This window comes from Streptomyces sp. L-9-10 (assembly GCF_004151105.1).
In the GTDB taxonomy this organism is placed as follows: Bacteria; Actinomycetota; Actinomycetes; order Streptomycetales; family Streptomycetaceae; genus Streptomyces.
Window position 1 is genome coordinate 36,943 of sequence record NZ_PHRF01000162.1, and the last position, 25,250, is coordinate 62,192.

General features: G+C 71.2%; 22 protein-coding genes. 12 read left to right on the forward strand and 10 right to left on the reverse strand.

Translation table 11 applies throughout. The features are described 5' to 3' along the window. Window positions 1-24: 24 nt before the first annotated feature. Together CU044_RS33610 and hmgA are read right to left on the reverse strand one after the other, a co-directional pair. Window positions 25-783 carry a GntR family transcriptional regulator gene (locus CU044_RS33610; RefSeq protein WP_129772534.1) on the reverse strand — a complete coding sequence of 253 codons (759 nt, stop codon included), beginning with the start codon at window positions 781-783 and terminating at the stop codon, window positions 25-27. Between the two features lie 69 nt (window positions 784-852). Then, window positions 853-2,184, reverse strand: a complete 1,332-nt coding sequence (gene hmgA, locus CU044_RS33615) for a homogentisate 1,2-dioxygenase (protein WP_129772535.1) — start codon at window positions 2,182-2,184, stop codon at window positions 853-855. Window positions 2,185-2,436: 252 nt separating this feature from the next. Between hmgA and CU044_RS33620 the strand changes: the two genes are divergently transcribed. From CU044_RS33620 to CU044_RS33645, 6 genes are all read left to right on the forward strand, one after another. Then, a complete protein-coding gene (locus CU044_RS33620) occupies window positions 2,437-3,051 on the forward strand; it encodes a TetR/AcrR family transcriptional regulator (RefSeq protein ID WP_240046018.1) in 615 nt (204 codons plus the stop codon). A gap of 197 nt (window positions 3,052-3,248) precedes the next feature. After that, the gene (locus CU044_RS33625; RefSeq protein ID WP_129772537.1) at window positions 3,249-5,567 is read left to right on the forward strand and encodes a molybdopterin oxidoreductase family protein; all 2,319 of its coding nucleotides are present in this window, start codon (window positions 3,249-3,251) and stop codon (window positions 5,565-5,567) included. Window positions 5,568-5,714: 147 nt separating this feature from the next. Further along, on the forward strand, window positions 5,715-7,190 hold the full coding sequence (locus CU044_RS33630; RefSeq protein WP_129772538.1) for a citrate:proton symporter: 1,476 nt from the start codon (window positions 5,715-5,717) through the stop codon (window positions 7,188-7,190). Then, entirely contained in the window at window positions 7,190-8,512 is a 1,323-nt protein-coding gene (locus CU044_RS33635) for an MFS transporter (protein WP_129772539.1), read from the forward strand. The genes CU044_RS33630 and CU044_RS33635 overlap by 1 nt, the downstream gene beginning before the upstream one ends. Window positions 8,513-8,654: 142 nt before the next feature. Continuing rightward, a complete protein-coding gene (locus CU044_RS33640; RefSeq protein WP_129772540.1) occupies window positions 8,655-10,001 on the forward strand; it encodes an ABC transporter ATP-binding protein in 1,347 nt (448 codons plus the stop codon). Window positions 10,002-10,068: 67 nt separating this feature from the next. Then, entirely contained in the window at window positions 10,069-11,148 is a 1,080-nt protein-coding gene (locus CU044_RS33645) for a Zn-dependent alcohol dehydrogenase (protein ID WP_193564135.1), read from the forward strand. Between the two features lie 7 nt (window positions 11,149-11,155). Here CU044_RS33645 and CU044_RS33650 read toward each other — a convergent pair whose 3' ends face one another. The 3 genes from CU044_RS33650 to CU044_RS33660 are packed head-to-tail and all read right to left on the reverse strand — an operon-like array spanning window position 11,156 to window position 13,636. After that, complete coding sequence (locus CU044_RS33650; RefSeq protein ID WP_129772542.1) at window positions 11,156-12,166, reverse strand: DMT family transporter; 1,011 nt, start codon at window positions 12,164-12,166, stop codon at window positions 11,156-11,158. A gap of 32 nt (window positions 12,167-12,198) precedes the next feature. Beyond that, entirely contained in the window at window positions 12,199-12,933 is a 735-nt protein-coding gene (locus tag CU044_RS33655; protein ID WP_129772543.1) for a winged helix-turn-helix domain-containing protein, read from the reverse strand. 49 nt (window positions 12,934-12,982) lie between these two features. Beyond that, window positions 12,983-13,636: a TetR/AcrR family transcriptional regulator gene (locus CU044_RS33660; RefSeq protein WP_193564148.1), complete on the reverse strand. Its 654-nt coding sequence runs from the start codon at window positions 13,634-13,636 to the stop codon at window positions 12,983-12,985. 54 nt (window positions 13,637-13,690) lie between these two features. Here CU044_RS33660 and CU044_RS33665 point away from each other — a divergent pair, with 54 nt between their 5' ends. Both CU044_RS33665 and CU044_RS33670 read left to right on the forward strand, forming a co-directional pair. After that, a complete protein-coding gene (locus tag CU044_RS33665) occupies window positions 13,691-14,842 on the forward strand; it encodes an acyl-CoA dehydrogenase family protein (RefSeq protein WP_129772545.1) in 1,152 nt (383 codons plus the stop codon). Between the two features lie 59 nt (window positions 14,843-14,901). Further along, the gene (locus CU044_RS33670) at window positions 14,902-15,189 is read left to right on the forward strand and encodes a YiaA/YiaB family inner membrane protein (RefSeq protein WP_275670244.1); all 288 of its coding nucleotides are present in this window, start codon (window positions 14,902-14,904) and stop codon (window positions 15,187-15,189) included. Between the two features lie 75 nt (window positions 15,190-15,264). On the opposite strand, the gene CU044_RS33675 is transcribed toward CU044_RS33670, so the two are convergent. Next, window positions 15,265-15,726: an Lrp/AsnC family transcriptional regulator gene (locus CU044_RS33675; protein ID WP_129772547.1), complete on the reverse strand. Its 462-nt coding sequence runs from the start codon at window positions 15,724-15,726 to the stop codon at window positions 15,265-15,267. Between the two features lie 93 nt (window positions 15,727-15,819). Between CU044_RS33675 and CU044_RS33680 the strand changes: the two genes are divergently transcribed. Together CU044_RS33680 and CU044_RS33685 are read left to right on the forward strand one after the other, a co-directional pair. Then, window positions 15,820-16,293 carry a rhodanese-like domain-containing protein gene (locus tag CU044_RS33680; protein WP_129772548.1) on the forward strand — a complete coding sequence of 158 codons (474 nt, stop codon included), beginning with the start codon at window positions 15,820-15,822 and terminating at the stop codon, window positions 16,291-16,293. A gap of 201 nt (window positions 16,294-16,494) precedes the next feature. Further along, the gene (locus tag CU044_RS33685; RefSeq protein WP_129772549.1) at window positions 16,495-17,121 is read left to right on the forward strand and encodes a TetR/AcrR family transcriptional regulator; all 627 of its coding nucleotides are present in this window, start codon (window positions 16,495-16,497) and stop codon (window positions 17,119-17,121) included. Window positions 17,122-17,190: 69 nt separating this feature from the next. Here the strand turns inward: CU044_RS33685 and CU044_RS33690 are convergent, their stop codons facing one another. Further along, on the reverse strand, window positions 17,191-17,652 hold the full coding sequence (locus CU044_RS33690; protein ID WP_129772550.1) for a MaoC family dehydratase: 462 nt from the start codon (window positions 17,650-17,652) through the stop codon (window positions 17,191-17,193). A 171-nt stretch (window positions 17,653-17,823) separates the two neighbouring features. Between CU044_RS33690 and soxR the strand changes: the two genes are divergently transcribed. Next, window positions 17,824-18,306 carry a redox-sensitive transcriptional activator SoxR gene (gene soxR, locus CU044_RS33695; RefSeq protein ID WP_129772551.1) on the forward strand — a complete coding sequence of 161 codons (483 nt, stop codon included), beginning with the start codon at window positions 17,824-17,826 and terminating at the stop codon, window positions 18,304-18,306. 209 nt (window positions 18,307-18,515) lie between these two features. Here soxR and CU044_RS33700 read toward each other — a convergent pair whose 3' ends face one another. After that, window positions 18,516-19,127: a hypothetical protein gene (locus CU044_RS33700; protein WP_129772552.1), complete on the reverse strand. Its 612-nt coding sequence runs from the start codon at window positions 19,125-19,127 to the stop codon at window positions 18,516-18,518. A 241-nt stretch (window positions 19,128-19,368) separates the two neighbouring features. Here CU044_RS33700 and CU044_RS33705 point away from each other — a divergent pair, with 241 nt between their 5' ends. Beyond that, complete coding sequence (locus CU044_RS33705) at window positions 19,369-22,215, forward strand: penicillin acylase family protein (RefSeq protein WP_129772553.1); 2,847 nt, start codon at window positions 19,369-19,371, stop codon at window positions 22,213-22,215. 148 nt (window positions 22,216-22,363) lie between these two features. On the opposite strand, the gene CU044_RS33710 is transcribed toward CU044_RS33705, so the two are convergent. Next, on the reverse strand, window positions 22,364-23,683 hold the full coding sequence (locus tag CU044_RS33710) for an MFS transporter (protein ID WP_240046019.1): 1,320 nt from the start codon (window positions 23,681-23,683) through the stop codon (window positions 22,364-22,366). 208 nt (window positions 23,684-23,891) lie between these two features. After that, complete coding sequence (locus CU044_RS33715; RefSeq protein WP_129772554.1) at window positions 23,892-25,220, reverse strand: DUF1343 domain-containing protein; 1,329 nt, start codon at window positions 25,218-25,220, stop codon at window positions 23,892-23,894. Window positions 25,221-25,250: the final 30 nt, after the last annotated feature.

Consider the following 25,250-nt stretch of genomic DNA (forward strand, 5'->3'; position numbering starts at 1 on the left):
CAGCCTGTGACGTTAAACGCCAAGCTAAGCCTTGAGGTCCGGCTCCACCGTGACCGAGAAGGAGAACCGGTCCCCCCGGTAGTGGATCCGCGCCACGTCCGCGACCCGGCCGCTCTCGTCGTACGTCACCCCCGTGTAGTGCAGGATCGGGCTCAGCAGCGGCACCCGCAGCAGCTCGGCCGTGGCCGGGTCCGCGAGCCGGGCCTCCACCGTGTCCGTGATCCGGCTGATCCGCACTCCGACCAGGTCGCGCAGCACCTTCGTCATCGGCCAGCGCTCCAGATCCGTCACATCGATACCGGCCGCGATATCCGGACGGACCGCGTTCTCCGCCCAGTTGACGGGCTCGCCGCTCTCGCCGTCGCAGCGCAGCCGGCGGTAGGTGATCACCTCGTCCGCCCCGGGGAAGTACTCCGCGAGGGCGCCGGGCACCGGGGCCGGGCCATGGCCGAGGAGCGTGGTCAGCTCACCGGACTGCTGGGCGACGATCGCGTCGATCGAGCCGAGCAGCCGGCGCGGCGCACCGCGCCTGGCGCCCGGTTCGATGAAGGTGCCGCGCCGCCGGTGCCGGCTGATCAGGCCCTCCTCCTCCAGCTCCTTGAGCGCCTGACGCATCGTCAGCACGCTGACGCCGTAGTGCGTGGCGAGCTGCTCCTCGGTCGGCAGCCGCAGCGGATCGTGCGGCCGGCGGCCCAGTATCGAGGCGCGCAGCGACTGGGAGACCTGATACCAGAGCGGAAGCTTGCGGTTCAGGATCAGTGAGTCCGGGGCGAAGGAGGTCACCGGCGACTCCCCGACTGTGGCGACTCCAAAACGGTGGCACCTCCACGACTGTGTGTCCGAAACTCCGGGTCATGGCCTGAAGTGGCGCTCCAGACCTTGCCATACGTTGTCGTAACCGCGCTGGAGATGGCCGGCACCGGCCGCCTGTGCGGTCGCCGTCACCGGCCAGCGGGTCTCGAACATGAAGGCCAGGCCGTCGTCGATCTTCTGCGGCTTCAGCTCGGCGGCGCTCGCCCGGTCGAAGGTCTGCCGGTCGGGGCCGTGCGCCGACATCATGTTGTGCAGCGAGCCGCCGCCGGGGACGAAGCCGCCCTTGCCGGCCGTCTTCGCGTCGTACGCGCCCTCGATGAGGCCCATGTACTCGCTCATCACGTTGCGGTGGAAGTACGGCGGCCGGAACGTGTCCTCGCCGACCAGCCAGCGCGGGGCGAAGACGACGAAGTCGACTCCGGCGAGGCCCGGGGTCTCGGACGGCGACGTCAGCACCGTGAAGATCGACGGGTCGGGGTGGTCGTAGCTGATGGTCCCCATGACATTGAAGCGGCGCAGATCGTAGACGTACGGCACGTGATTGCCGTGCCAGGCCACCACGTCGAGCGGGGAGTGGTCGTAGGTGGCGGCCCAGAGGTTGCCGCAGAACTTGTTGACCACCTGGGTCGGCCGCTCGATGTCCTCGTACGCGGCGACCGGCGCGCGGAAGTCACGCGCGTTGGCGAGGCCGTTGGCGCCGATCGGCCCGAGGTCGGGCAGGACGAAGGGCCGGCCGTGGTTCTCGCAGACATAGCCGCGTGCCGTCTCGTCCAGCGGCTCCACCCGGAAGCGCACACCACGGGGTATCAGCGCCACCTCGCCCGGACGGGCGGCGAGCAGGCCCAGTTCGGTGCGGATCAGCAGGCCGCCGTGTTCGGGAACGATCAGCAGTTCGCCGTCCGCGTCGCTGAACACCCGGTCCTTCATGGGGGAGTTGGCGTAGTAGAGATGAATCGCCATTCCCGTGCGCTGGGTCGCGTCCCCGTTGCCGCCCAGCGTCCACAGGCCGGCCAGGAAGTCGGTGCCGGGGGCGGGCTCGGGCAGCGGGTCCCAGCGCAGCCGGTTGGGGTCGGGGGCGGTCTCCGTGAACGGGGCCCCGCGCAGCGAGCCGTTGTCGATACGGGCGAACGGCGGATGCGCGGCCGACGGCCGGATCCGGTACAGCCAGGTCCGCCGGTTGTGCGCGCGGGGTTCGGTGAACGCGCTGCCGCTCAGCTGCTCCGCGTAGAGACCGAGGGGTGCGCGCTGGGGTGTGTTGCGGCCGACCGGGAGTGCTCCCGGCACAGCCTCGGAGCTGTGCTCGTTGCCGAAGCCGGAGGAGTGGTCCAGGGCCCCGGCCGTCTTCCGCGCCTGCTCGATGTCGTTCGTCATCCGCGTCCGCTCCTCGGTCAAGGAATCCCGGAAGGCTAATCCTATGGACAACCGTAGGATTAGTGGTGCGCTTCGTCAACGGGGCCGAGCGGCATCATGGATCCCGTGTCACGCGACCGTACGCATACCCAGCCCGATGCCGAGCCCCAGGCCGGCGCCGAACCCGAGCCCGAGCCCGACTCCGTCCCCGACGCGGATCCCGGGGCGGACGCGGAGGCGGACGAAGACTCCGAGGTCGGAGGGCTCCGCAAAGTGCCTGTGCAGCAGCGCAGCACGGAGCGGCTGGCCCGGATCCTCGACGCCTGCGGGGCGCTTCTCGACGAGGCCGGGTACGAGCAGCTGTCCACCCGGGCCGTCGCCGCCCGCGCGGGCGTTCCCATCGGCTCGGTCTACCGCTTCTTCGTCAACAAACGGGCCATGGCAGACGCACTCGGAAGGCGCAATCTCGACAGCTATACCGAGGGCATCGCGGACCGGCTCGCGACGCTCGACCCGAATGACTGGCGGGGTGCCATCGATGCCGTACTGGACGAGTACCTCTCCATGAAGCGCACCGTGCCCGGCTTCTCGCTCGTGGACTTCGGTTCGCAGCTCCCCCTGGGCACCCGGCCGCAGGCCCTCGACCGCATCCCCGTCGACCCGGCGACCGATCCCAACCACCGGGTCGCCAGACGTCTCGCCGGACTGCTCTCCAGCCATCTGGGCCGGGCCCCCGACCCGGCGTTGCAGCGCACGGTCCTGGTCGCCGTCGAGGCCGCCGACGCGCTGCTCCAGCTGGCGTTCCGTACGGATCCGGCGGGTGATCCCTGGATCGTGGGGGAGACCAGGAAGCTGCTGCGCGCCTATCTCGCGAGGACATTCGACTGACGCGGGCGTCCGGCCGGCCTTCTCGCGCCCCTTTCCCTGTCCGCTTCCCTGCCCGCCGCCTCTTCCCCTCTTCCCCTCTTCTTCCCTCTCTTCCCGCCCTTCCGCTCTTCCGCTTTTCGCTTTCCCCTGGTGTTGTCCGTACCGGTCGGTATGCTCGGAGTGCTCGCGCGTCACCGCTGCCGCCGCCCGGAGGGCCCATGCACCCCGAAGACGCACCCCGCACCCCGGAGGCGGGGCGGACCCGTACCGCCCCGCGCATCTGCCCCTTCTGCGAGGCCACCTGCGGACTGACCCTCACCATCGAGGGGACCAGGGTCACCGGTGCCAGGGGCGACCGCGACGATGTCTTCAGCCGGGGCTTCATCTGCCCCAAGGGAGCCTCCTTCGGCGAGCTGGACGCCGACCCCGACCGGCTGCGCGTCCCGCTCGTCCGTGTCGACGGGGAACTGCGGGAGGCGAGCTGGCAGGAGGCGTTCGCGCTGACAGCCGCCCGGATACGGCCGCTGGCCGAGGAGCACGGGCCGCAGTCCGTCGGCGTCGTCCTCGGCAACCCCAATGTCCACACGATGGCCGGGGCCCTCTATCCGCAGCTCCTCCTGGGCGCGCTCGGCACCCGCAATCTCTTCACGGCCAGCACCCTCGACCAGATGCCCAAGCATGTCTCCAGCGGGCTGCTCTTCGGGGACGCGTTCGCCATCCCCGTACCCGATCTGGACCGTACGGACCATCTGCTGCTCCTGGGCGCCAACCCGCTGGATTCCAACGGCAGTCTCTGCACCGCGCCCGACTTCCCCGGCAAGCTGAGGGCGCTGCGCCGGCGCGGCGGCACGCTCACCGTCGTCGACCCGCGCCGTACCCGCACGGCGCGGCTCGCCGACCGGCATATCCCCATCCGGCCCGGTACGGACGCCCTGCTGCTCGCCGCCCTCGCCCACGTCCTCTTCGAGGAGCGGCTGACCGACCTCGGGCCGCTCGCGGGACACGTCGAAGGCATGGACGAACTGCGGGACGCGCTACGGGACTTCACCCCCGAGGCGGTCGCCCCGGCCTGCGACATGACCGCCGGGGAGATCCGTACGATCGCCCGGGAGCTGGCCGCCGCGCCCACCGCCGCCGTCTACGGCCGGGTCGGCAGCTGCACCGTCGAGTACGGCACGCTCGCCAGCTGGCTGGTCGACGTGCTGAACATCCTCACCGGCAACCTGGACCGGCCCGGCGGCGCGCTCTTCCCGCTCTCCGCCACCGACCGGCCGCCCCGGATTCCCGCCCCCGGCAAGGGGTTCAGGCTCGGCCGCTGGACGAGCAGGGTGGGCGGACATCCGGAGGCCAAGGGCGAACTGCCCCTCGTCGCGCTCGCCGAGGAGATCGAGACGCCGGGGGAGGGCCGGATCCGCGCGGTGATCGCCCTCGCCGCCAACCCCGTGCTGTCCGCGCCCGACGGTGACCGGCTCGACCGGGCGCTGGCCGGCCTCGACTTCATGGTCAGCGTCGATCCGTACCTCAACGAGACCTCGCGCCACGCGGATGTCGTCCTGCCGCCACCGCCGCCCGCGCAGAGCGCCCACTTCGACTTCGCCTTCAACGGCTTCGCCGTACGGAACCAGGTCCGCTACACCCGCGCCGCCGTCCCGCTGGAGGAGGGCCGGCTCGACGAGAGCGAGATCCTGGCCCGGCTGGTCCTCGCGGTCAGCGGTATGGACGGCGTGTCCCCCTCGGCCGTGGACGAGATGGCCATCGACCGTACGCTCGCCAGGGCCGTGACCGACCCGCACTCGCCCGTGCACGGCCGCGACCCCGGAGAGCTGTCCGCGCTGCTCACCGGCGCGAGCGGACCCGAGCGGCAGCTCGATCTGAAGCTGCGGCTCGGCCCGTACGGCGACGGATTCGCCGCCGGGACGGGCGGTGTCGCGGAGGGCTCCGGCGTCCCTGAGGACTCCGGCGTCCCGGGGCTCCGGCTCGAACGGCTGCTGGAACACCCCCACGGCATCGACCTGGGCCCCCTGCGCCCCCGGCTGCCCGAGCCGCTGAAGACCCGCAGCGGGCGGATCGAACTGCTGCCCGCGCCCCTCGCCGCCGATCTGCCCCGGCTGCGTGCCGCCCTCGCCGAGCGGCCCGCCGCCCTGGTGCTCGTCGGCCGCCGCCATCTGCGCTCCAACAACAGCTGGATGCACAACCTCCCCGCGCTGAACGGCGGTTCGAACCGCTGCACCCTCCAGATCCATCCGGACGACGCGGCCCGGCTCGGTCTCAAGGACGGCGGGGCGGTCCGTATCACCGCCGACGGGGGAGCGCTGGAGGCGCCGGTGGAGATCACCGACACCGTGCGGACTGGGGTGGTGAGCCTGCCGCACGGCTGGGGCCACGACCGTCCGGGCACCCGCACCTCGGTGGCGAGCGCCCGGCCCGGAGTCAATGTCAATCAGCTGCTCGACGGCTCGCGGCTCGACCCGCTCTCGGGTACGGCGGTGCTCAACGGATTCCCCGTCGAGCTGTCGCCGGCCGCCCCGTCCCTTTAGCTCCCTCTTACCATCCCCGCCGTGACCTGGGCTTTTGCTCGTATTGCTCGCGTGTCAACATCTTGTTAACGGCTGGTGGCCAGACCTAACGTCATCCGAACCGCCGCCCCCGGCGGGAGTTCAAGGGTGAACGTGAGGGGCCTCTCCATGCTGACCATCCTCGGCTTCGTCATGATCGCCACCTTCCTGGTGCTGATCATGACGAAGAAGATGTCGCCGATCGCGGCGCTGGCACTCATCCCAGCACTCTTCTGTGTCCTTGTGGGGCAGGGCGGACAGCTGGGTGACTACGTCATCAAGGGCGTCGGCGAACTCGCGCCCACCGCCGTCATGCTGATGTTCGCCATCATCTACTTCGGCGTGATGATCGACGTAGGGCTGTTCGATCCGATCGTCCGGGGCATCCTGCGCTTCTGCAAGGCGGACCCGATGCGGATCGTCGTCGGTACGGCCGTGCTCGCCGCGGTCGTCTCGCTGGACGGCGACGGCTCCACCACCTTCATGATCACCGTCTCCGCGATGTACCCGCTCTACAAGCGCCTCGGGATGAGCCGGGTCGTGATGACCGGCGTCGCCGCCACCGCGAACGGCGTGATGAACACCCTGCCCTGGGGCGGCCCGACATCCCGTGCGGCGACCGCGCTCAAGGTCGACGCCGGCGAGGTCTTCGTCCCGATGATCCCGGCGCTCGGGGTCGGACTGCTCGCCGTGTTCTTCCTCGCCTATGTGCTGGGCCTCCGGGAGCGCAAGCGGCTCGGCGTCCTCACCCTTGACGAGGCGCTGGAGAGCGGGACCACGAGCGAGACCGTACTGGTCAAGGCCGGCGGTGGTACGAGCGTGACGGCCGACGGCGCGGGCACCGGCACCGGCAAGGGCGGGAGTGCCGCGGGCAGGGCCACCGGCACCACCGGCACCACCGGCACCACCGGCACCACCGGCACCGGCGGCAGCGACGACGACGGGGCGTCCGACGGCGACGGCTTCCAGGGGCTCGACCCCCGCCGCGCGACCCTGCGCCCCCGGCTCTACTGGTTCAACGCCGCGCTGACGGCCGCCCTGCTCACCGCGATGATCACGGCGCTGATGCCGATTCCGGTTCTCTTCCTCCTCGGAGCGGCCCTCGCCCTCACCGTCAACTACCCCAAGATGGCCGAGCAGAAGGCCCGGATCGCGGCCCACGCCGACAACGTCGTGAACGTCTCCGGTATGGTCTTCGCCGCCGCCGTCTTCACCGGTGTCCTGACCGGCACCGGTATGGTCCAGCACATGGCCGACTGGCTCGTCGGCGCCATTCCGGACGGCATGGGCCCGCACATGGCCCTCGTCACCGGCGTGCTGAGCCTGCCGCTCACGTACTTCATGTCCAACGACGGTTTCTACTTCGGAGTCCTGCCCGTGCTCGCAGAGGCCGGCGCCGCCCACGGCGTCTCCCCGCTGGAGATAGCCCGCGCCTCCCTCGTCGGCCAGCCGCTGCACATGTCCAGCCCGCTGGTGCCCGCCGTCTACGTCCTCGTCGGCATGGCCAAGGTCGAGTTCGGCGACCACACCAAGTTCACGGTCAAGTGGGCCGCGCTCACCTCGCTGGTGGTGCTCGCCGCCGGAATCCTCTTCGGCATCATCTGATGGTCCCCGCTCAGGCTCCGGTCGGGGCGCCCGGTGGGAGAGGCTGGCTCCTCCGTCTGGTCATCGCCTTCAGTTTCACGCAGGGCGCGGTGTCGATGGCGCGCCCCGCGGTCTCCTACCGGGCACTGTCCGTGGGCGCGGACGAGCGCGCGATCGGTGTGATCACGGCGGTCTACGCGCTGCTGCCGCTCTTCGCCGCCGTACCACTCGGCCGCAGGACCGACCACGGACGGTGCGCCCCCCTGCTGGTGGCCGGTGTGGTCCTCATCTCCGCCGGCTGCGCGCTCAGCGGTACGTCGGGTTCCCTGCCCGAACTGGCCGCCTGGAGCGGGGTGATGGGCCTCGGCCATCTCTGCTTCGTCATCGGCGCCCAGTCGATCGTCGCCCGCCGCAGCGCCCCGGACGAACAGGACCGCAACTTCGGCCACTTCACCATCGGCGCCTCCCTCGGGCAGCTGACAGGACCGGTCGCCGCCGGGCTGCTGGTCTCCGGCCAAGGCGGCGAGATGGCCCGTACGAGCGGCCTCGCGCTGCTCGTCTCGGCCGCAGCCGCGGCGGTCTCCTTCATCTCCCTGTGGCGGCTGGAGGCGCGTACGGCCCGCGACACCACCGCCGCCCGGCGCTCCGCCAAGGTCCCCGTCCGCCGCATCCTGCGGACCAGGGGCGTACCGGCGGGCATCTTCATCAGCCTGGCCGTGCTCTCCGCGACCGACATCCTCACCGCCTACCTTCCGGTCATCGGCGAGGAGCGGGGCATCACGCCCACCGTGATCGGACTCCTGCTCAGCCTGCGCGCCGCGGCCACCATCGCCTGCCGGCTCGTGATGACCCCGATGATCCGGTGGCTCGGCCGTACGGTCCTGCTCACCGTCACCTGTCTGCTCGGCGGCCTGCTGTGCGCGGGCATCGCCCTGCCCGTACCGGTGTGGGGGCTCGCCCTGATGCTCGCGGCGCTCGGGTTCTGCCTGGGCGTCGGCCAGCCGCTGTCGATGACGACCGTCGTACGGGCCGCCCCCGACGGAGCCCGCTCCACCGCCCTCGCGCTACGGCTCACCGGCAACCGGCTCGGACAGGTCGCCGCCCCGGCCTCCGCCGGTCTGGTCGCGGGGGTCGCGGGTACGGCCGCGCCGTTCCTGATGCTCGGCGTGCTGCTGGTGGGCGCGGCGGGACTCGGCCTGCGCAAGTCGGGCGGGACGCCCGCGGACCCACCGGCCATGCAGCCCACGGACCCGCCGCCCCCCGCAGTGACGCCCCCCGACGCACCGCATGGCACCGCCACCGGGCCCGGCCACCGCCCGGCCCCGGCCCGCGACACCCCCTGAGGCAGGGCCCGGTCCCGACGAGCGCCCCTGAGTGCCTCAAGGTCACTCAACCTTCTCGCGGGTCATTCCCTGACAGCGCGTAGTCGGCTAACTTCAGGCGTCGCACCCGCTCCACCTTTCTTCCTCCCGGGCGGAACCATTCATGACTCGCGCCATCTCACTGCACAGCGTCAGCAAGGTGTACGGACGCTCCACGCGCGCCGTCGACCGCTTCTCGATCGATATCGCACCAGGCGAGTTCGTGGTGCTCCTCGGCCCCTCGGGATGCGGTAAATCGACCGTGCTGCGCATGATCGCCGGTCTTGAGCACATCACCGACGGCGAACTCCTCCTGGACGGCGAGCTGTCCAACGACGCCCCGCCGCGCGAACGCGACATGGCGATGGTGTTCCAGAACTTCGCGCTCTACCCGAACATGACCAACCGCGACAACATCGGCTTCCCCCTCATGCTGGAGAATCCGCGCGAGGACCGCACCCAACGAGTCGACGCCACCGCCCGGATGCTCGGTATCGAGAGCGTGCTCGACCGCTATCCGAGCCAGCTGTCCGGCGGCGAACGCCAGCGCGTCGCGATGGGCCGGGCCATCTCCCGGCGGCCCTCCACCTTTCTGATGGACGAACCGCTCTCCAATCTCGACTCGAAGCTGCGCAGCCATCTGCGCGCCGAGATAGCCCAGCTCACCGCCGAACTGGGCGTCACCACCGTCTATGTGACACATGATCAGGGCGAGGCGATGTCGCTCGGCGACCGGGTCGCGGTGATGCGCGGCGGAGTGCTCCAGCAGGTGAGCGCGCCGCGCGAGGTGTACGCGCTGCCGGAGAACGTGTTCGTGGCCGCGTTCATCGGCACCCCCCGGATCAATCTCCTCCAGGCCGTGGTGTTCGCGCCGCTGGACGGACGGATGTCCATCGACCTCGGCAAACAGCGCCTCCCGCTGCCCGAACCCCTCAGCTCCGACCACCAGTTGCTCCGTATCCAGCAGGGCAGGCAGATCATCGTCGGGCTGCGCTCCGAAGCGGCCCGTATCGCCCCGCCGAGCCAGGCCCGCCCCGGTGAGGTGGCGCTGAGCGGCATCGTCGAGCACATGGAGTACCAGGGCCACGAGGCGCTGGTCCATCTCGACATCGGCTCCCGGCCCGCGGTGGTGGCCGATCTCGAATCACCCCGGCCCAGGTCGCCCATCCGGCGCCGCGGCAGGAGCGGCCCCGGAATGCTGGAGCGGCTCAAGGAGCGCACGATCGGCCGGATCAGCGGTCCGGTCGTGGCGCTCGACGACCCGGAACCGCCGCGCCCGGCCACGTACAGTCCGGAGCGTGCCGCCATCTCGGCCAGCGATCTGGTCGTCCGTACCGGCCCCGACATGCGGCTGCGGACGGGCGCGCAGGTGCCGATCCTCGTCGATCTCGCGCATCTCTATGTCTTCGACGACTACGGCCGCCGGATCTGCCCGGCGCCGAGGGACATGCCGGGCCTGGTGGACATGTGACGCCCGGACGCCCGCGGTGCCCGGCGCCGCAACACCCGCATCGCCTCTGAACCGGGAGAGTACTTTCGTGGTCCGCGCCGCCATCCTGTCCGCCGTCGGAGCCCCGCTGGAGATCGCGGGGATCGAGCTGCCCGAACCCGGTCCCGGCCGGGTGCGGGTCCGTCTCGCCGCCGCCGGTGTCTGTCACTCCGATCTGTCCCTGTCCAACGGCACGATGCGCATCCCGCTCCCCGCGGTCCTCGGCCACGAGGGCGCCGGTACGGTCGTCTCCGTCGGCGAGGGCGTCACGCATGTCGCGCCCGGCGACGGTGTCGTCCTCAACTGGGCCCCGTCCTGCGGGACCTGCCCGGCCTGCGCCCTCGGCGAGGTCTGGCTCTGCGACAGCGCGCTCGCGGGCGCGGCGGGCGTCCACGCCCGTACCGCCGACGGCACGGACCTCCACCCCGGCCTGAACGTCGGGGCGTTCGCCGAGGAGACCGTCGTCGCCGCCAACTGTGTCCTGCCGCTCCCGGCCGGGGTACCGCTCACCGACGCCGCCCTCCTGGGCTGCGCCGTCCTCACCGGCTACGGCGCGGTCCACCACGCGGCGCGCGTCCGCGAGGGCGAGTCCGTCGTGGTCTTCGGCGTCGGCGGGGTCGGTCTCGCCGTCCTCCAGTCCGCCCGGATCGCCGGAGCGGGGCCGGTCATCGCCGTCGACGTCTCCCCGGAGAAGGAGGCGCTGGCGCGCGCGGCCGGAGCCACCGAGTACGTCGTCGCCTCCGACACCACCGCCAAGGACATCCGCCGGCTCACCGGCGGCCGGGGAGCCGATGTGGCCATCGAGTGCGTCGGCCGCGCCGCGACCATCCGTACCGCCTGGGACTCCACCCGGCGCGGCGGCCGTACGACGGTCGTCGGTATCGGCGGCAAGGACCAGGAGGTCACGTTCAACGCGCTGGAACTGTTCCACTGGGGCCGTACGCTCTCCGGCTGCGTCTACGGCAACAGCGACCCGTCGAAGGACCTGCCGGTGCTCGCGGAGCACATCCGCGCGGGCCGGTTCGATCTGAGCGCGCTGGTCACCGAACGGATCGGGCTGGACGGCATCCCGGCGGCGTTCGAGAACATGCTCGCGGGCCGGGGAGGCCGGGCCCTGGTCGTCTTCTAGTGCCGTTTCAGTGCCGGGAGGGCCCCTGGGGTTCGTGGCGGGTGCCCGTCGGCGCGGGGGCCGGTTCGGCCCTGCCCGCGCGTTCGCCGCCTTCGCCGTCGTGCCGTGCGATCACGGCGCTGCGACGCGGACGCGAGCGCGACACCGCCACCCCCGCCAGGCACAGCGCACCGCCCGCCAGGGTGAACAGGCCCGGGATCTCGTCCAGGAACAGCCAGGACATCAGGACGACCAGCGCCGGGACCGCGTACGTCGTCGCGCCCATCCGGCCCGCCGTCGTACGGGCCAGCGCGTAGGCCCAGGTCGTGAACGCCAGCGCGGTCGGGAACACGCCCAGGTAGACCATATTGAGCGTGGCCGACAGCGGGGCGCTCGCGGCCTCGTCGAGCAGTTGTCCGGCGAACGGCAGACAGGCGACCGCGCCGACCAGACAGCCGAAGGTGGTCACCTGGAGCGCGCTCGCCTTCGCCAGCGCGGGCTTCTGCGCCACCACTCCGCCCGCGTAGGCCACCGCCGCCAGCAGGCACAGCAGCACCCCGAGCACCGAGGCGTGGCCCTCGCCGGACATGGACAGCCCCACGGCCACCGCGCCCGCGAACGACACCGCCATGCCCGCCACCAGCCGGGGCGGAAGCGTCTCGCCCAGCAGCCGGGCGCCGAGCAGGGCGATGAGGATCGGGCCTATGTTCACGACCATCGCGGCCGTACCCGCGTCGACCTCCTGCTCACCCCAGTTGAGCACCACCATGTAGACGCCGAACCAGAGCAGACCCGACACCGCGATCCCGGGCCAGGCGGCCCGCGGCGGGGGCCCCTCGCGCCGTACGAGCCAGACCGCGCCGAGGACGACCGCGCCCGCGAGCAGCCGGCCGAGAGCCAGCGCCCCCGGCGAGTAGGCGGCGCCGGCGCTGCGGATGGAGACGAAGGCCGAGGCCCAGAGCACGACCGTCACACCCGCCGCGGCCACGGGCAGCCAGGTCGCGGGGGCGGGACGGGCGGAGGTCGTCGAGTGCGTCATACGGTGAAGGTACGCGGACAACGCTTCGGCCCTCACCGCAATATCGCGGGCTCGATCCCCAGCCTCTCGTACAGCTCCCGCTCCCCGTCCTCGGTCACCTTCACCGCGCGCTCCGAACCGATCCGTACGCACCATCCGGTGTCCAGCGCGTGGCGGCACAGCGCCGCGCCCGCCACCCCGGCCAGATGCGGCTTCCGCTCGGTCCAGTCGAGACACGACCGTACGAGCGGCCGGCGGCCGGTGCGCTCCAGCCCGATGCCCTGCTCCCCGAACCAGGCCACGCCCCGGTCGGTGAGGGCGAAACCGGTGTCCTGGCGGAGCAGTCCGCGTACGGTCAGCGCGTCCGTGATCGCCAGTCCGAGGCGCCCGGCGAGATGGTCGTAGCAGGTGCGCCCCCGGGCCATGGCGCTGTTCGCCCCGGCCGCGCGCAGCGTGCGGGGCGGCTCCTTCGGGGGTGTGGGGTGCGCGGCCAGATCCTCCACCAGATGGGCGGCGCGCGGGTCGGCGAACCGTACGTAGCGGTGCCGGCCCTGCCGCTCCTCCGCGAGCAGTCCGCCCGCGATCAGCTTTCCCAGATGCTCGCTGGCGGTCGACGGAGCGACGCCGGCGTACCGCGCCAGCTCGCCCGCCGTCCACGCCCGGCCGTCCAGCAGGGCGAGGCAGAAGACGGCACGGGTGTCGTCGGCGAGCAGCGCGGCCAGGGCGGCGAGCCGGGGCCCGGACCGCCCTGACGGTCCGGCGTGACGGGGGTGCTCGGTGCGTGCCATGTCTCCAGGATGCGTCCGGGACGCTTCGGCGCGGGCCGAAGTGTGGTGCCTACGGCGACGCGTACCGCTCGTACTGGAGCGAGAGACCGTCGAGCAGCGCCCGCAGCCCGGTCTCGAAGGCGCCCTCGTCCACCTGCTGCCGGCGTTCGGCGAGCAGATGGGCCTGGCCGAGGTGCGGGTAGTCGGCCGGGTCGTACGCCGTCGCGTCGTCGACGAAGCCGCGGGCGAACGAGCCGAGCGCCGAGCCGGTGATGAAGTACCGCATCAGCGCGCCGATATGGGTGGCCTGCGCGGGCGGCCAGCCGGCCCGGACCATCGCGCCGAAGACGGCGTCGGCGACCCGGAGCCCGGCCGGCCGGCGGCCGGGGCCGACGGCGAGTACCGGGACGAGGTGCGGGTGATCGGCCAGGGCCGCGCGGTAGGAGAGGGCCCAGTCGTGCAGCGCGGTACGCCAGTCGCGGCCGTCGGTCTCCCCGAACATCGACAGATCGACCCGCGCGCTGACCGCGTCGGCGACGGCTTCGAGGATCTCGTCCTTGGTGCGGAAGTGGTTGTAGAGGGAGGGCCCGCTGACCCCCAGCTCGGCGGCGAGCCGCCGGGTGGAGACCGCTTCGAGGCCCTCGGCGTCCACCAGCGCGCCCGCCGTCTCGACGATGCGTTCTCTGCTGAGCAGGGGCTTGCGCGGTCTGGCCATGGCGCACATAGTAGGGCCTGCCAACCAGAAACTAGCAGTGCTAATCAACCGTGGGGTGCGCAGGTGGATCTGGGGCTGAGCGACGAGCACGAGGCGGTACGTGAACTCGCCGCGGACTTCGTCGACCGCGACATCACCCCGTACGCCGCCGACTGGGACCGGCGCGAGAGCGTCGACCGGGGGATCGTCGCGAAGCTCGGCGCGCTGGGCTTCCTCGGGCTGACCGTGCCCGAGGAGTACGGCGGCTCGGGCGGCGACCACTTCGCGTACTGCCTGGTCACGGAGGAGCTGGGCCGGGGCGACTCGTCGGTGCGCGGCATCGTCTCCGTATCGCTCGGTCTCGTCGCCAAGTCCATCGCGGCCTGGGGCGACGAGGAGCAGAAGCGCGCGTGGCTGCCGGGGCTCACCTCCGGCCGTACGCTCGGCTGTTTCGGGCTCACCGAGTCCGGCACGGGCTCCGACGCGGGCAGCCTCGCGACCCGGGCCGTGCGGGACGGCGGTGACTGGGTCGTCAACGGCTCCAAGATGTTCATCACCAACGGCACCTGGGCCGATGTCGTCCTGCTGTTCGCCCGCACCAACGACGCCCCCGGACACCGGGGCGTCTCCGCCTTCCTCGTACCGGCCGACAGCCCCGGGCTCACCCGGCGCGAGCTGTACGGCAAGCTCGGACTGCGCGGCCAGGCCACCGCCGAACTGACCCTGGAGGACGTGCGGGTGCCGGCCACCGCGCTGCTCGGGCCCGAGGGCAAGGGCTTCTCCCTCGCCATGTCCGCGCTCGCCAAGGGCCGGATGTCCGTCGCCGCGGGCTGCGTCGGGATCGCGCGGGCCGCGCTCGAAGCGGCGGTCGGGTACGCGGGGGAGCGCGAGCAGTTCGGCAGGTCCATCGCCCACTACCAGCTGGTCCAGGAGCTGATCAGCGACATCGCGGTCGATGTGGACGCGGCCCGGCTGCTGACCTGGCGGGTCGCCGATCTGATCGACCGGGGCGAGGAGTTCGCCACCGCCGCCTCCAAGGCCAAGCTCTTCGCCTCCGAGGCCGCCGTGCGCGCCGCCAGCAACGCCCTCCAGGTCTTCGGCGGATACGGCTACATCGACGAGTACCCGGTCGGCAAACTCCTGCGCGACGCCCGGGTGATGACGCTCTACGAGGGCACCAGCCAGATCCAGAAGCTGATCATCGGCCGGGCGCTGACGGGCGTGTCGGCGTTCTGAGTACCTGCTGAGTACGGATACGGATGTGGCGCCCGCCACAGCCCCCGATGCTGACCGTTATGACTGAGACTCCCGTCAAGCAGCAGAACACCGCGGCCTTCTACGGCCAGGCCGTCCTTTCCTTCGGCCTCGCGCTGGCGGCCGTGACCGTCGGCATCATCAAGCTCGAAGCCAGCGCGTGGGTGCGTGGCTTCCTCGGTATCGCCGTCCTCTATCTGACGACCTCGGCGTTCACGCTGGCCAAGGTGGTCAGGGACCGGCAGGAGGCCGGGCAGATCGTCAGCCGGGTCGACCAGGCGAGACTGGAGAAGATCCTCGCCGAACACGATCCCTTCCAGAAGCTCTGAGCTTGTCGGCCCGGCGGGCATCTGTGGCTGTACGGGAACAGGGCCGAGCTGGGCGTTCTGGTCATTCGACGTCGTTCAGTCGTTGAGGGCGGCGGCGGTGATGGCGCGGTCCTTCAGGGGGCTGGAGTAGACGATGGTGGTGGTGACGGACCCGAGGCCGGCGATGCGGCCGGTGGTCTGTTCGAGGTGGCGCATGGAGCGGGCGACGACTTTGAGGATGAAGCAGTCGTCGCCGGTGACGTGGTGGGCCTCGATGATCTGGGGGGTGGTGGCGACGAGGTCGTGGAAGGGCTTGTAGTTGCCGGTGGGGTAGCGCAGGCGGACGAAGGCCAGGATGTCGAGTCCCAGTCGTTCGGGGTCGGCGACGGCGGAGTAGCCGGCGATGACACCGGTCTCCTCCAGGCGGCGGACGCGTTCGGTGACGGCGCTGGGGGACATGGACACCATCCGGGCGAGTTCCGCGTAACTGGCCCGGCCATCACTCTGCAGGGCTTCCAGGATGCGCATGTCCGTACTGTCCGGCGAATACGTGCTCATATGGCGAACCTGCCAGGGAATCGCCGGTGAATCAAGCCGATCACCGGTGATCGGAGCTTCCCGCGTGTACCGGTCGGTCATAGCGTTGCGGGCATGGAAAACAACGCAGCGAGCGCGGCACTGACGGTGCCGCCCGCGCACCCCGCCGACGCCGTCACCTTCTTCGAAGGACGGCTCTCCTTCCAGGCCGACGTCTCCGACGTGCGTGCCTCCCTGCTGTCCGGGCACGCGGGGTTCGTCCTGATCGACTCCCGCGGCGTCGCGGGCTGGCAGCAGGCGCACATCCCCGGGGCGCTGCACCTGCCCACCGCCGACATCCCCGCCAGGGCCGCCGCTCTGCTGGACCCCGCCCTCCCGGTGATCACCTACTGCTGGGGGCCGGGATGCGACGGCGCCACCCGCTCGGCCCTCGCGCTGGCCCGCCTCGGCTACCGCGTCAAGGAGATGATCGGCGGCATCGAGTACTGGATCCGCGAAGGGTTCCCCGTGCGGACCCCGGACGGTGTCGAGCTGCGGCCTGCCGATCCGCTGACCGCGCCGCCCGGCGCCATCACCTGTGCATGCTGACGCGCACCGCACCCCGGTGGGGGGCGTCATGCGCGCCGACACCCCGCCCGCCGGATCTGTCGGGAATCACATCTGACCTCTGACACCCCCGGTTCGGAAACAGCACTAAGCGCTTGCTCACCCTCGGGGTATGGTGTTCGTCGTCCCGCCCGGTGGGCCGGGCGGGACGGGTGAGCCGGACGGAACGGGACGAGGTGAGCGATGCGCGCGGCGGAGCGGACGGCGGACGGCGAGAACGCGCCGTGGGGTGAGGTCACCCCGGAGGCGGCCAGGAAACTGCTGGTCGCCGCGGTCGAGGCGTTCGCCGAGCGTGGGTACCACGCCACCACCACCCGCGATATCGCCGGCCGCGCGGGGATGAGTCCGGCGGCGCTCTACATCCACTACAAGACCAAGGAAGAGCTGCTCCACCGGATCAGCCGGATCGGCCACGACAAGGCCCTGGCGCTGCTGACGGCCGCGGCCGACGGCGAGGGGACGGCGGCGCAGCGGCTCGCCGAGGCCGTCCACTCCTTCGTGCGCTGGCACGCCGAGGGGCACACCACGGCGCGGGTCGTGCAGTACGAGCTGGACGCGCTCGGCCCCGAGCACCGCGCCGAGATCGTCGAACTGCGGCGGCTCAGTTCGGCGGCGGTGCGGCGCATCCTGGTCGACGGGGTACGGGACGGGGAGTTCGACGTCCCCGATGTGCGGGGCACCACACTCGCGGTGCTGTCGCTCTGTATCGATGTGGCGCGCTGGTTCAACGCGGCGGGGGCCAGGACCCCCGACGAGGTCGGCGCGCTCTATGCCGACCTCGTCCTGCGCATGGTCGCCGTCCAGAAGTAGCACCCGTCCGGAAGCAGCACCCGTCCGGAAGCAGCACGCGCGGAAACGGAGCGCGCGGAAGCGGAACGCTCAGAAGTAGAACCGGGACACGGACTCCGCCACACAGGCCGGCTTCTCGCCGCCCTCGCGCTCGACCGTGACGAGCGTGGTGAGCTGCACCCCGCCGCCCGCCTCCGCCACGTCGGTCAGGACCGCCGACGCGCGCAGCCGCGAGCCGACCGGTACGGGGGAGGGGAAACGGACCTTGTTGGTCCCGTAGTTGATGCCCATCTGCACGTTCTCGACCCGCAGGATCTGCGGCACGAACACCGGCAGCAGCGACAGCGTCAGATAGCCGTGCGCGATCGTCGTACCGAACGGCCCCGCCGCGGCCCGCTCCGGGTCCACATGGATCCACTGGTGATCACCGGTGGCCTCGGCGAAGAGGTCGATCCGCTTCTGGTCGATCTCCAGCCACTCGCTGTGCCCCAACTGCTCGCCGATCCCGGCGCGCAGCTCCTCGGCGGAGGTGAAGATCCTCGGCTCGGCCATGTCCCTGCTCCCTGCCTCTCAAGCCCGTGAAGTCCGTCAAGCGCCCCTGTCTAAGCGCTTGCTCAGCATGTTGGGCGGGCGCGCTCCTGTCAACGCGGACACAGGGGGCATCCAGGGCGGACGCGGGGGTTGTCCAGGGCGGACGCGGGGGGCAACGCCTAGGGTGGCGGAGTGTCACAGGTTCCCGAGAAGATTCACGAGCTGACCGTCGGCCAGCTGTCGGCGCGCAGCGGCGCAGCCGTGTCCGCCCTGCACTTCTACGAGTCCAAGGGGCTCATCAGCAGCCGCAGGACCAGCGGCAACCAACGCCGCTACGGGCGCGACGCACTGCGCCGCGTGGCGTTCGTCCGCGCCGCCCAGCGCGTGGGCATCCCGCTCGCGACGATCAGGGACGCCCTGGCCGAACTCCCCGAGGAGCGCACCCCGAACCGGGACGACTGGGCCCGGCTCTCCGAGGCGTGGCGCGCGGAGCTGGACGAGCGCATCACGCAACTCGGGCGGCTCCGTGATCACTTGACCGACTGCATCGGCTGCGGCTGCCTGTCCCTGGAAACCTGTGTGCTGTCCAACCCTGGCGATGTTTTCGGTGAGCGCATGACGGGATCGCGCCTGCTCCCGGAGCGCCGGGCTCCGAAGAACCCCGAGTGCTCCTGACACCCGCGCGCGGCCGTAACGGCACATGACGTGCCGCCGCAACGGCACATGAGCGGGTCACCCTCGCACGGATCGCCGCTGAACGGTCACCCTCGCGCGGATCACCGTCGCACGGTCACCCTCGCACGGTCACCCTCGCGCGGATCACCCTCGCACCGGTCATCGATACCGCGGGGGCGCGCCGTCTCCGCAGTCCGCCCCCGCAGACCTCAGGCCACCGACGCCAGATCCGTGAACCGCGCCCGCTTCGCCCGGTCCAGCGCATCGGACGTGAGGACGGGCAGCGGTACGACGATGCCGCAGCCCGTACAGACCGGTCCCGACCAGGGTTCGCCCTCCAGGTCGGGACGCCAGACGATGTCACGGTCCGCACAGACCGGGCAGTTCGCCCCCGGGCCCGTCTCCAGTCCGGAGATCAGCCGGCGCAGCACCTCGGCCAGTGACTCGGACGGATGGGCGGCCGGGTCGTCGCACCGGGCGACGCCGTTACCGCCCCAGGTCCGCCGGTGCCAGTCGTCGAAGCTCTTGGGGCGCCGCAGCCCGTCGTGCTTCTCGCGCCTGCGCCGTTCGGCGAACTCCCTCTCGTACGCGAGCCATACGGCCCGCGCCTCCTCCAGCTCGTCCAGCGCGGCCATCAGCCGCACCGGATCGGGCGCCCTGTCCTCAGGCTCGATACTGTGCCTCGCACACAGGTGATCCCAGGTCGCCCGGTGTCCATAAGGGGCAAACCGTTCCAAGCACTTGCGCAGTGAGTACCGTCGCAAGGCCAGATCGCATCGCGGGTCGCGCACCTGTCTCGCAAGACTCCGGAATCCGGCCATCGCATGCCACCTCCGTCGCTTCATCGGCGTTGAGGAATGGACGTACGTCTGCCCCATTCGGCTCCATCAAAAAACAGATGGCACCCATGGATTCCGACATTCCGGTTGTTATCGAGCTGAATTCGATAACGATTCACAGGAACCGGCATGTGACGGTTCGGGAAAGGTGACTGATGTTCACCTTACCGATCGGTCATACCGTCGGTAACCTCCGGCGCACCGTCCTCCCCGAGGAGCACCCATGCGACGACGCACCGGAAGACTCACCAGCGCCACCGCCGCGGCGGTGTTCGCGCTGGGCGCGGCCCTGCTGACCCCGCTGCCGCAGGCCGCCGCCGAACCCGCGCGGGCACCCGCCGCCGCGGCGGACGCCCGCGGCGCGGCGGCCGACCCCGTCACCGATCACTGCCAGGGCCAGTGCGCCGATATCCTGCCGCCCGGCCAGAACGGCAACGCCACCCTCGCCGATATCCTCGGCAACCGTCTGTTCGGCACCTTCCCGGCCCACGCCTCCGACCAACTCGGCCGGTACGACGCGCTGGTGGCCGGTCACGGCGGACTCACCGACGCGAAGCTCACCGACTTCTTCAACGACGCCTCCTTCGGGGTGCCCGCGAACCAGGTCGAATCCGTCACCTCCCCGCGCGACGACGTCACGATCACCCGCGACAAGAAGACCGGCGTCCCGCATATCAAGGGCACCACCCGCTACGGCACCGAGTTCGGCGCCGGCTACGCGGCGGCGCAGGACCGGCTGTGGATGATGGACCTGTTCCGCCACATCGGCCGCGGTGAGCTGACGTCCTTCGCGGGCGGCGCGCTCGCCAACCAGGGCCTGGAGCAGCAGTTCTGGCCCTCGGCCCCGTACACGGAAGCGGAGTACGAGGCCCAGATCGAGCGGATCAGGACCACCGAGGGCGAGCGCGGCGAGCTGGCCATGGCGGACGCGCAGGCGTATGTCGACGGCATCAACGCCTACCGCCAGAAGTCCAAGGACGGCCGCTACTTCCCCGGCGAGTACGTACTCACCGGCAAGATCGACTCGATCACCAACGTCGGTGAGATCCAGCCCTTCAAGCTCACCGACCTGATCTCCATCGCGTCCGTCGTCGGCGGCCAGTTCGGCGGCGGGGGCGGCGGCGAGGTGCAGGCGGCGCTCTCGCTCCTCGCCGCCCAGCAGAAGTACGGCGTCGTCAAGGGCACCGAGGTCTGGGAGTCGTTCCGGCAGCGCGACGACCCCGAGGCCGTGCTCACTGTCCACGACGGCACCCGCTTTCCGTACGCGCGCAAGCCCGCCCAGCCGCGCGGCACGGCCCTGCCCGACGCCGGCTCGGTCCAGGCCGAACAGCTGGTGTACGACAGGACCGGCTCGGCCGTGACGAACGCCAAGGCCCCCGTCACCGCCCCGGAGAAACTCAAGCCGCTCCAGGGCCTCTTCGACGACGGAGTCGTCCCACCAGGATCGCTCTCCGCCAAGCGCGGGATGTCCAACGCGCTGCTCGTCTCGGGACAGCACACCGCGAGCGGAAATCCCGTGGCCGTCTTCGGCCCGCAGACCGGCTACTTCGCGCCACAGCTCATGATGCTCCAGGAACTCCAGGGCCCCGGCATCAGCGCCCGCGGCGTCGCCTTCGCCGGAGTCGGCATGTACGTCCAGATGGGCCGTGGCCAGGACTACGCCTGGAGCGCCACCTCGGCGGGTCAGGACATCACCGACACGTACGCCGTCGAGCTGTGCGAACCGAACGGCTCACCCGCCACCAAGGCGTCCACGCACTACCTCTACCGCTCCGTCTGCACCCCGATGGAGAAGATGGAGCGCAGCAACTCCTGGAAGCCGACCGTCGCCGACTCCACCGCCGCCGGCTCCTACCGGCTCCAGGTCTGGCGTACCAAGTACGGCATGGTCACCCACCGCGCGACCATCGGCGGCAAGCCCGTCGCGTACACCTCGCTGCGGACCACCTACCGGCACGAAGCCGAGTCGATCATCGGCTTCCAGATGCTCAACGACCCCGCGTACACCAAGGACGCGGCCTCCTTCCAGCAGGCCGCGCACCGCATCGGCTACGCCTTCAACTGGTTCTACGCGGACTCGCGCACGGCCGCCTTCTTCAACAGCGGCTCGAACCCGGTGCGCGCGGCGGGTGTCGATCCGGCGCTGCCGGTCAAGGCCGAGCAGGCGTACGAGTGGCAGGGCTTCGACCCGGGGCCCAACACCGCCGCGTACACGCCGTTCGCCCAGCATCCGCAGTCGGTCGGACAGGACTACTACATCTCCTGGAACAACCGTCAGGCGAAGGAGTACGACACGGCGGGCTTCGGCTTCGGTGCCGTGCACCGGGGCGATCTGCTGGACGACCGGGTCAAGAAGCTGGTCGCGGACGGCGGGGTCACCCGCGCCTCCCTCACCCGGGCGATGGCCGAGGCGGCCGTGACCGATCTGCGCGGCGAGCAGGTACTGCCCGAACTGCTGAAGGTGCTGCGCTCGGCGCCCGTCACGGATCCCCAGCTCAGCACCGCCGTACAGCAGTTGGAGGCCTGGCGTGCGGCGGGCTCCCCGCGCAAGGAGACCGCGCAGGGCTCGCACACGTACGGGAACGCCGACGCCGTACGGATCATGGACGCCTGGTGGCCGAGGCTGGTCGAGGCCGCGTTCAAGCCGGGTCTCGGCGACGGCCTCTACCAGGCGCTCACCGCCTCGCTCCCGACCGACGAGTCCCCGGCCTCCAGCCATGGCCCGACGGGCGCGCACAGCGGCTCCGCGTTCCAGTACGGCTGGTGGGGATATGTCGACAAGGACCTCCGTCAGGTCCTGGGCGACCCGGTCCAGGCCCCGACACCGGACACGTACTGCGGGGGCGGCTCCCTGAGCGCCTGTCGTGACGCGCTGCTGACCACCCTCAAGGCAGCGGCGGCGGCGCCCGCCAGTGCGGTCTACCCGGGCGACGACAACTGCGCGGCCGGCGACCAGTGGTGCACGGACACGATCATCCACCGGGCGCTGGGCGGCATCAGCCACCCCAAGGTCAACTGGCAGAACAGGCCGACGTACCAGCAGGTGGTGGAGTTCCCGAGCCACCGGTAGAAGCCGGTTCCGGGCACGCGGCGCGCACCCGGCACATCCGGGTGTGCGTGGCGTGTACGGACGAACATGGCAGATGTGATGGACGCGACGCGACGCCGCGACCGGCCCGGACGGCGGTACCGCCCGGGACCGGCCGCGGCGTCTCGCGTCAGCCCAGTTCGCGTTCCCTGGTCTCCGGCAGCGCCCGCACGCACAGCAGGGAGACCACGGCCATCCCGCAGACGTACCAGCCCACCGACGCCGAGCCGAAGCCGGACTGGAGGCGCGGCACGACCAAGGGGGAGACCGCGCCGCCCAGGACGCCGCCCAGGTTGTACGCGAGTGAGGCGCCCGAGTAGCGGACGCGCGCGGGGAACAGCTCCGGCAGGTAGGCGCCCATGGGACCGGACGTCACGCCCAGACAGAACAGCGCACCGCCGAGGGCCAGCGCCATCAGCACCGGCCGCCCGGTGTCGAGCAGCGGGAACAGCAACAGGCTCCAGACCGCGGCCAGTCCGCCCCCCGACAGGACCAGTCTCCGCCGGCCGGCCGTGTCGGAGCGGGTGGCGGAGAACCAGATACCGGCCGCGAGGAAGAGACAGGCGACCAGGGACAGCGCCAGCATCGTCTCGCGCGGCACGCCCAGGGTCGTCGTGGTGTACGACAGGCCGTAGGTCATCGAGGTGTAGAAGAGGGCGTACACGACGGCCATCGAGCCCGCGCCGAGCAGCAGTTCGCGCGGATGACACCGCAGCAGCTCCATCAGCGGTGCCCTGCTCGCGGCCCGTTCCGCCACGGACCGCGCGAAGACCGGGGTCTCGCTGATCTTCAGCCGTACGACCAGTCCGACGGCGACCAGCAGGAAGGACAGCAGGAACGGAATACGCCAGCCCCAACTGGCGAAGGCCGCCTCGTCGAGCGACGCGGACACCAGCCAGAAGACACCGGTGGCGGCGGAGAAGCCGACGGGCGGGCCGAGCTGGGGGAACGCCGCGTACAGCCCGCGCCGCCCGCGCGGCGCGTGCTCCACGGCCAGGAGCACCGCGCCGCCCCACTCGCCGCCGATCCCGATGCCCTGGAGGAAACGGAGCGTGACGAGCAGCAGGGGCGCCCAACTGCCCAGGGTGGCGTAGCCGGGCAGCAGGCCCACCAGCGCCGTGGACAGCCCCATCAGCAGCAGCGAGGTGACCAGAACGGATTTGCGGCCGACGCGGTCACCGAAATGGCCGAAGACGATTGAGCCGATCGGGCGAGCCAGAAAGGCCACCGCGTACGTGGAGAAGGACGCGAGCGTGGCGTTGAGCGGGGAGAGGTTGGGGAAGAAGACGTCGTCGAGGACCAGCGCCGCCGCCATGCCGTAGATGAAGAAGTCGTAGAGCTCGATGGTGTTGCCGATGAAGCTCGCCACGGCCACCCGACGCGGACTCTCCCGGTGTTCCGGAGTGTCCGCGGCGGGCGCCGTGGGAGTGGGGGACAGAGTTTCGTCGATCACGACAGGCACTTTCACGGCCGCTGAACGGCACGGTCAACGGCACCTGTCGGGCACGCTCCGGAATCGGTGAACTACCGAATGTTATCGGCCGCATGGCATCCGGAAGAGCCGTACGGCGTCCGGATGAACCACCCGGCGGCGTCCGGAAGAGCCGCCCGGCGGTGTCCGGAAGAGCCATCCGGTGACCGCCGGGAGAGCCGCGCGGTCACCGGTAGAGCAGATATCCCCGCCGTACGGCACGGAACGCGGCCAGTTCGCCCCGCCACGCGCCGGTCACCTCGTCCGTGTCCGCGCCCGCGTCGATCAGCGTGCGGACCTTCGCCGACCCCGTCAGCTTGTCGATCCACTGGTCGGCGCGCCAGGCGAACCCGCTCCACGACCGCTTGGCCGTCACCAGCAGCGCGACGCCGGTGCGGACCGGATCGAAGGACTCCCGGTCGTGGACGTGGAGTTGCACCCCGCCGATCGTCCTGCCCTGGAACTTGGAGAAGGTCGGCGCGAAGTACGCCTCACGGAAGCGCACCCCCGGCAGCTCCAGCGCGTTGGCCGCCGCGGCCCATTCGGGGCCGATCCCCTCCGCGCCCAGCAGCTCGAACGGCCGTGTCGTGCCCCGCCCCTCCGACAGGTTCGTCCCCTCGAAGAGGCACGTCCCCGCGTACACCAACGCGGTCTCGGGTGTGGGCATGTTGGGGCTCGGCGGCACCCATGGCAGGCCCGTCGCGTCGAAGAAGTCGTCGCGCCGCCAGCCCGCCATCGTGACGACGTCCAGCTCCACCGGTTTCGACGTGAGGAACTCACCGTTGAACAGCCGCGCCAGCTCGGTGACGGTCATGCCGTGTGCCTGCGAGATCGGCTGACGCCCCACGAAGGTCGCGAACTCCCGCTGGAGCACCGGCCCCAGGGCCGCCCGCCCGGTCACCGGATTGGGCCGGTCGAGCACCACGAACCGCTTGCCCGCGAGCGCCGCCGCCTCCATGCAGTCGTACAGCGTCCAGATGTACGTGTAGAAGCGGGCGCCCGCGTCCTGGATGTCGAAGACGACGGTGTCGACGCCGGACGCGGTGAAGATGTCCGCGAGGGGCTGACCGCTCTTCAGATACGTGTCGTAGACGGGCAGTCCGGTGGCCGGGTCGTCGTAGCGGCCCTCGGAGCCACCGGCCTGCGCCGTACCCCGGAAGCCGTGCTCCGGGCCGAAGACGGCGACCAGCTTGACGCGCGCGTCGGCGTGCATGACATCCACGATGTGGCGTACGTCGGAGGTGACGCCGGTCGGGTTGGTGACCACACCGACCTTCTCCCCGGCGAGGAGCCGGTAGCCGTCGGCGGCCAGCCGGTCGAAGCCGGTACGGACCCGCGCGCCGCCGCCGGGGTGCCGGGCGCCGGTCGCGTCTCCCGAACGCGCGGCGGCCGGGGCCGACCCCGCGGCCCGCGCACCCGCCGTACTCACCGCGCCCGCCGTACTCACCGCGCCCGCCGCACCCACGGCGCCCATCGCCCCGCCGGCGGCCAGCAATCCCCGTCTGGACAGGCTCATTCCGCTACCTCCGCGCACTCGAACCCGGTC

Excerpts from the sequence above, each read along its gene's own strand:
- CU044_RS33690 (WP_129772550.1), bottom strand. The coding sequence starts at position 17,652 with ATGGCCGAGCCGAGGATCTTCACCTCCGCCGAGGAGCTGCGCGCCGGG.
- CU044_RS33715 (WP_129772554.1), bottom strand. The coding sequence starts at position 25,220 with ATGAGCCTGTCCAGACGGGGATTGCTGGCCGCCGGCGGGGCGATGGGC.
- CU044_RS33675 (WP_129772547.1), bottom strand. The coding sequence starts at position 15,726 with ATGAGCACGTATTCGCCGGACAGTACGGACATGCGCATCCTGGAAGCC.
- CU044_RS33660 (WP_193564148.1), bottom strand. The coding sequence starts at position 13,636 with ATGTGCGCCATGGCCAGACCGCGCAAGCCCCTGCTCAGCAGAGAACGC.
- CU044_RS33635 (WP_129772539.1), top strand. The coding sequence starts at position 7,190 with ATGGTCCCCGCTCAGGCTCCGGTCGGGGCGCCCGGTGGGAGAGGCTGG.
- hmgA (WP_129772535.1), bottom strand. The coding sequence starts at position 2,184 with ATGACGAACGACATCGAGCAGGCGCGGAAGACGGCCGGGGCCCTGGAC.
- CU044_RS33640 (WP_129772540.1), top strand. The coding sequence starts at position 8,655 with ATGACTCGCGCCATCTCACTGCACAGCGTCAGCAAGGTGTACGGACGC.
- CU044_RS33630 (WP_129772538.1), top strand. The coding sequence starts at position 5,715 with ATGCTGACCATCCTCGGCTTCGTCATGATCGCCACCTTCCTGGTGCTG.
- CU044_RS33650 (WP_129772542.1), bottom strand. The coding sequence starts at position 12,166 with ATGACGCACTCGACGACCTCCGCCCGTCCCGCCCCCGCGACCTGGCTG.
- CU044_RS33705 (WP_129772553.1), top strand. The coding sequence starts at position 19,369 with ATGCGACGACGCACCGGAAGACTCACCAGCGCCACCGCCGCGGCGGTG.
- CU044_RS33685 (WP_129772549.1), top strand. The coding sequence starts at position 16,495 with ATGCGCGCGGCGGAGCGGACGGCGGACGGCGAGAACGCGCCGTGGGGT.
- CU044_RS33625 (WP_129772537.1), top strand. The coding sequence starts at position 3,249 with ATGCACCCCGAAGACGCACCCCGCACCCCGGAGGCGGGGCGGACCCGT.
- CU044_RS33680 (WP_129772548.1), top strand. The coding sequence starts at position 15,820 with ATGGAAAACAACGCAGCGAGCGCGGCACTGACGGTGCCGCCCGCGCAC.
- CU044_RS33670 (WP_275670244.1), top strand. The coding sequence starts at position 14,902 with ATGACTGAGACTCCCGTCAAGCAGCAGAACACCGCGGCCTTCTACGGC.
- CU044_RS33700 (WP_129772552.1), bottom strand. The coding sequence starts at position 19,127 with ATGGCCGGATTCCGGAGTCTTGCGAGACAGGTGCGCGACCCGCGATGC.
- CU044_RS33655 (WP_129772543.1), bottom strand. The coding sequence starts at position 12,933 with ATGGCACGCACCGAGCACCCCCGTCACGCCGGACCGTCAGGGCGGTCC.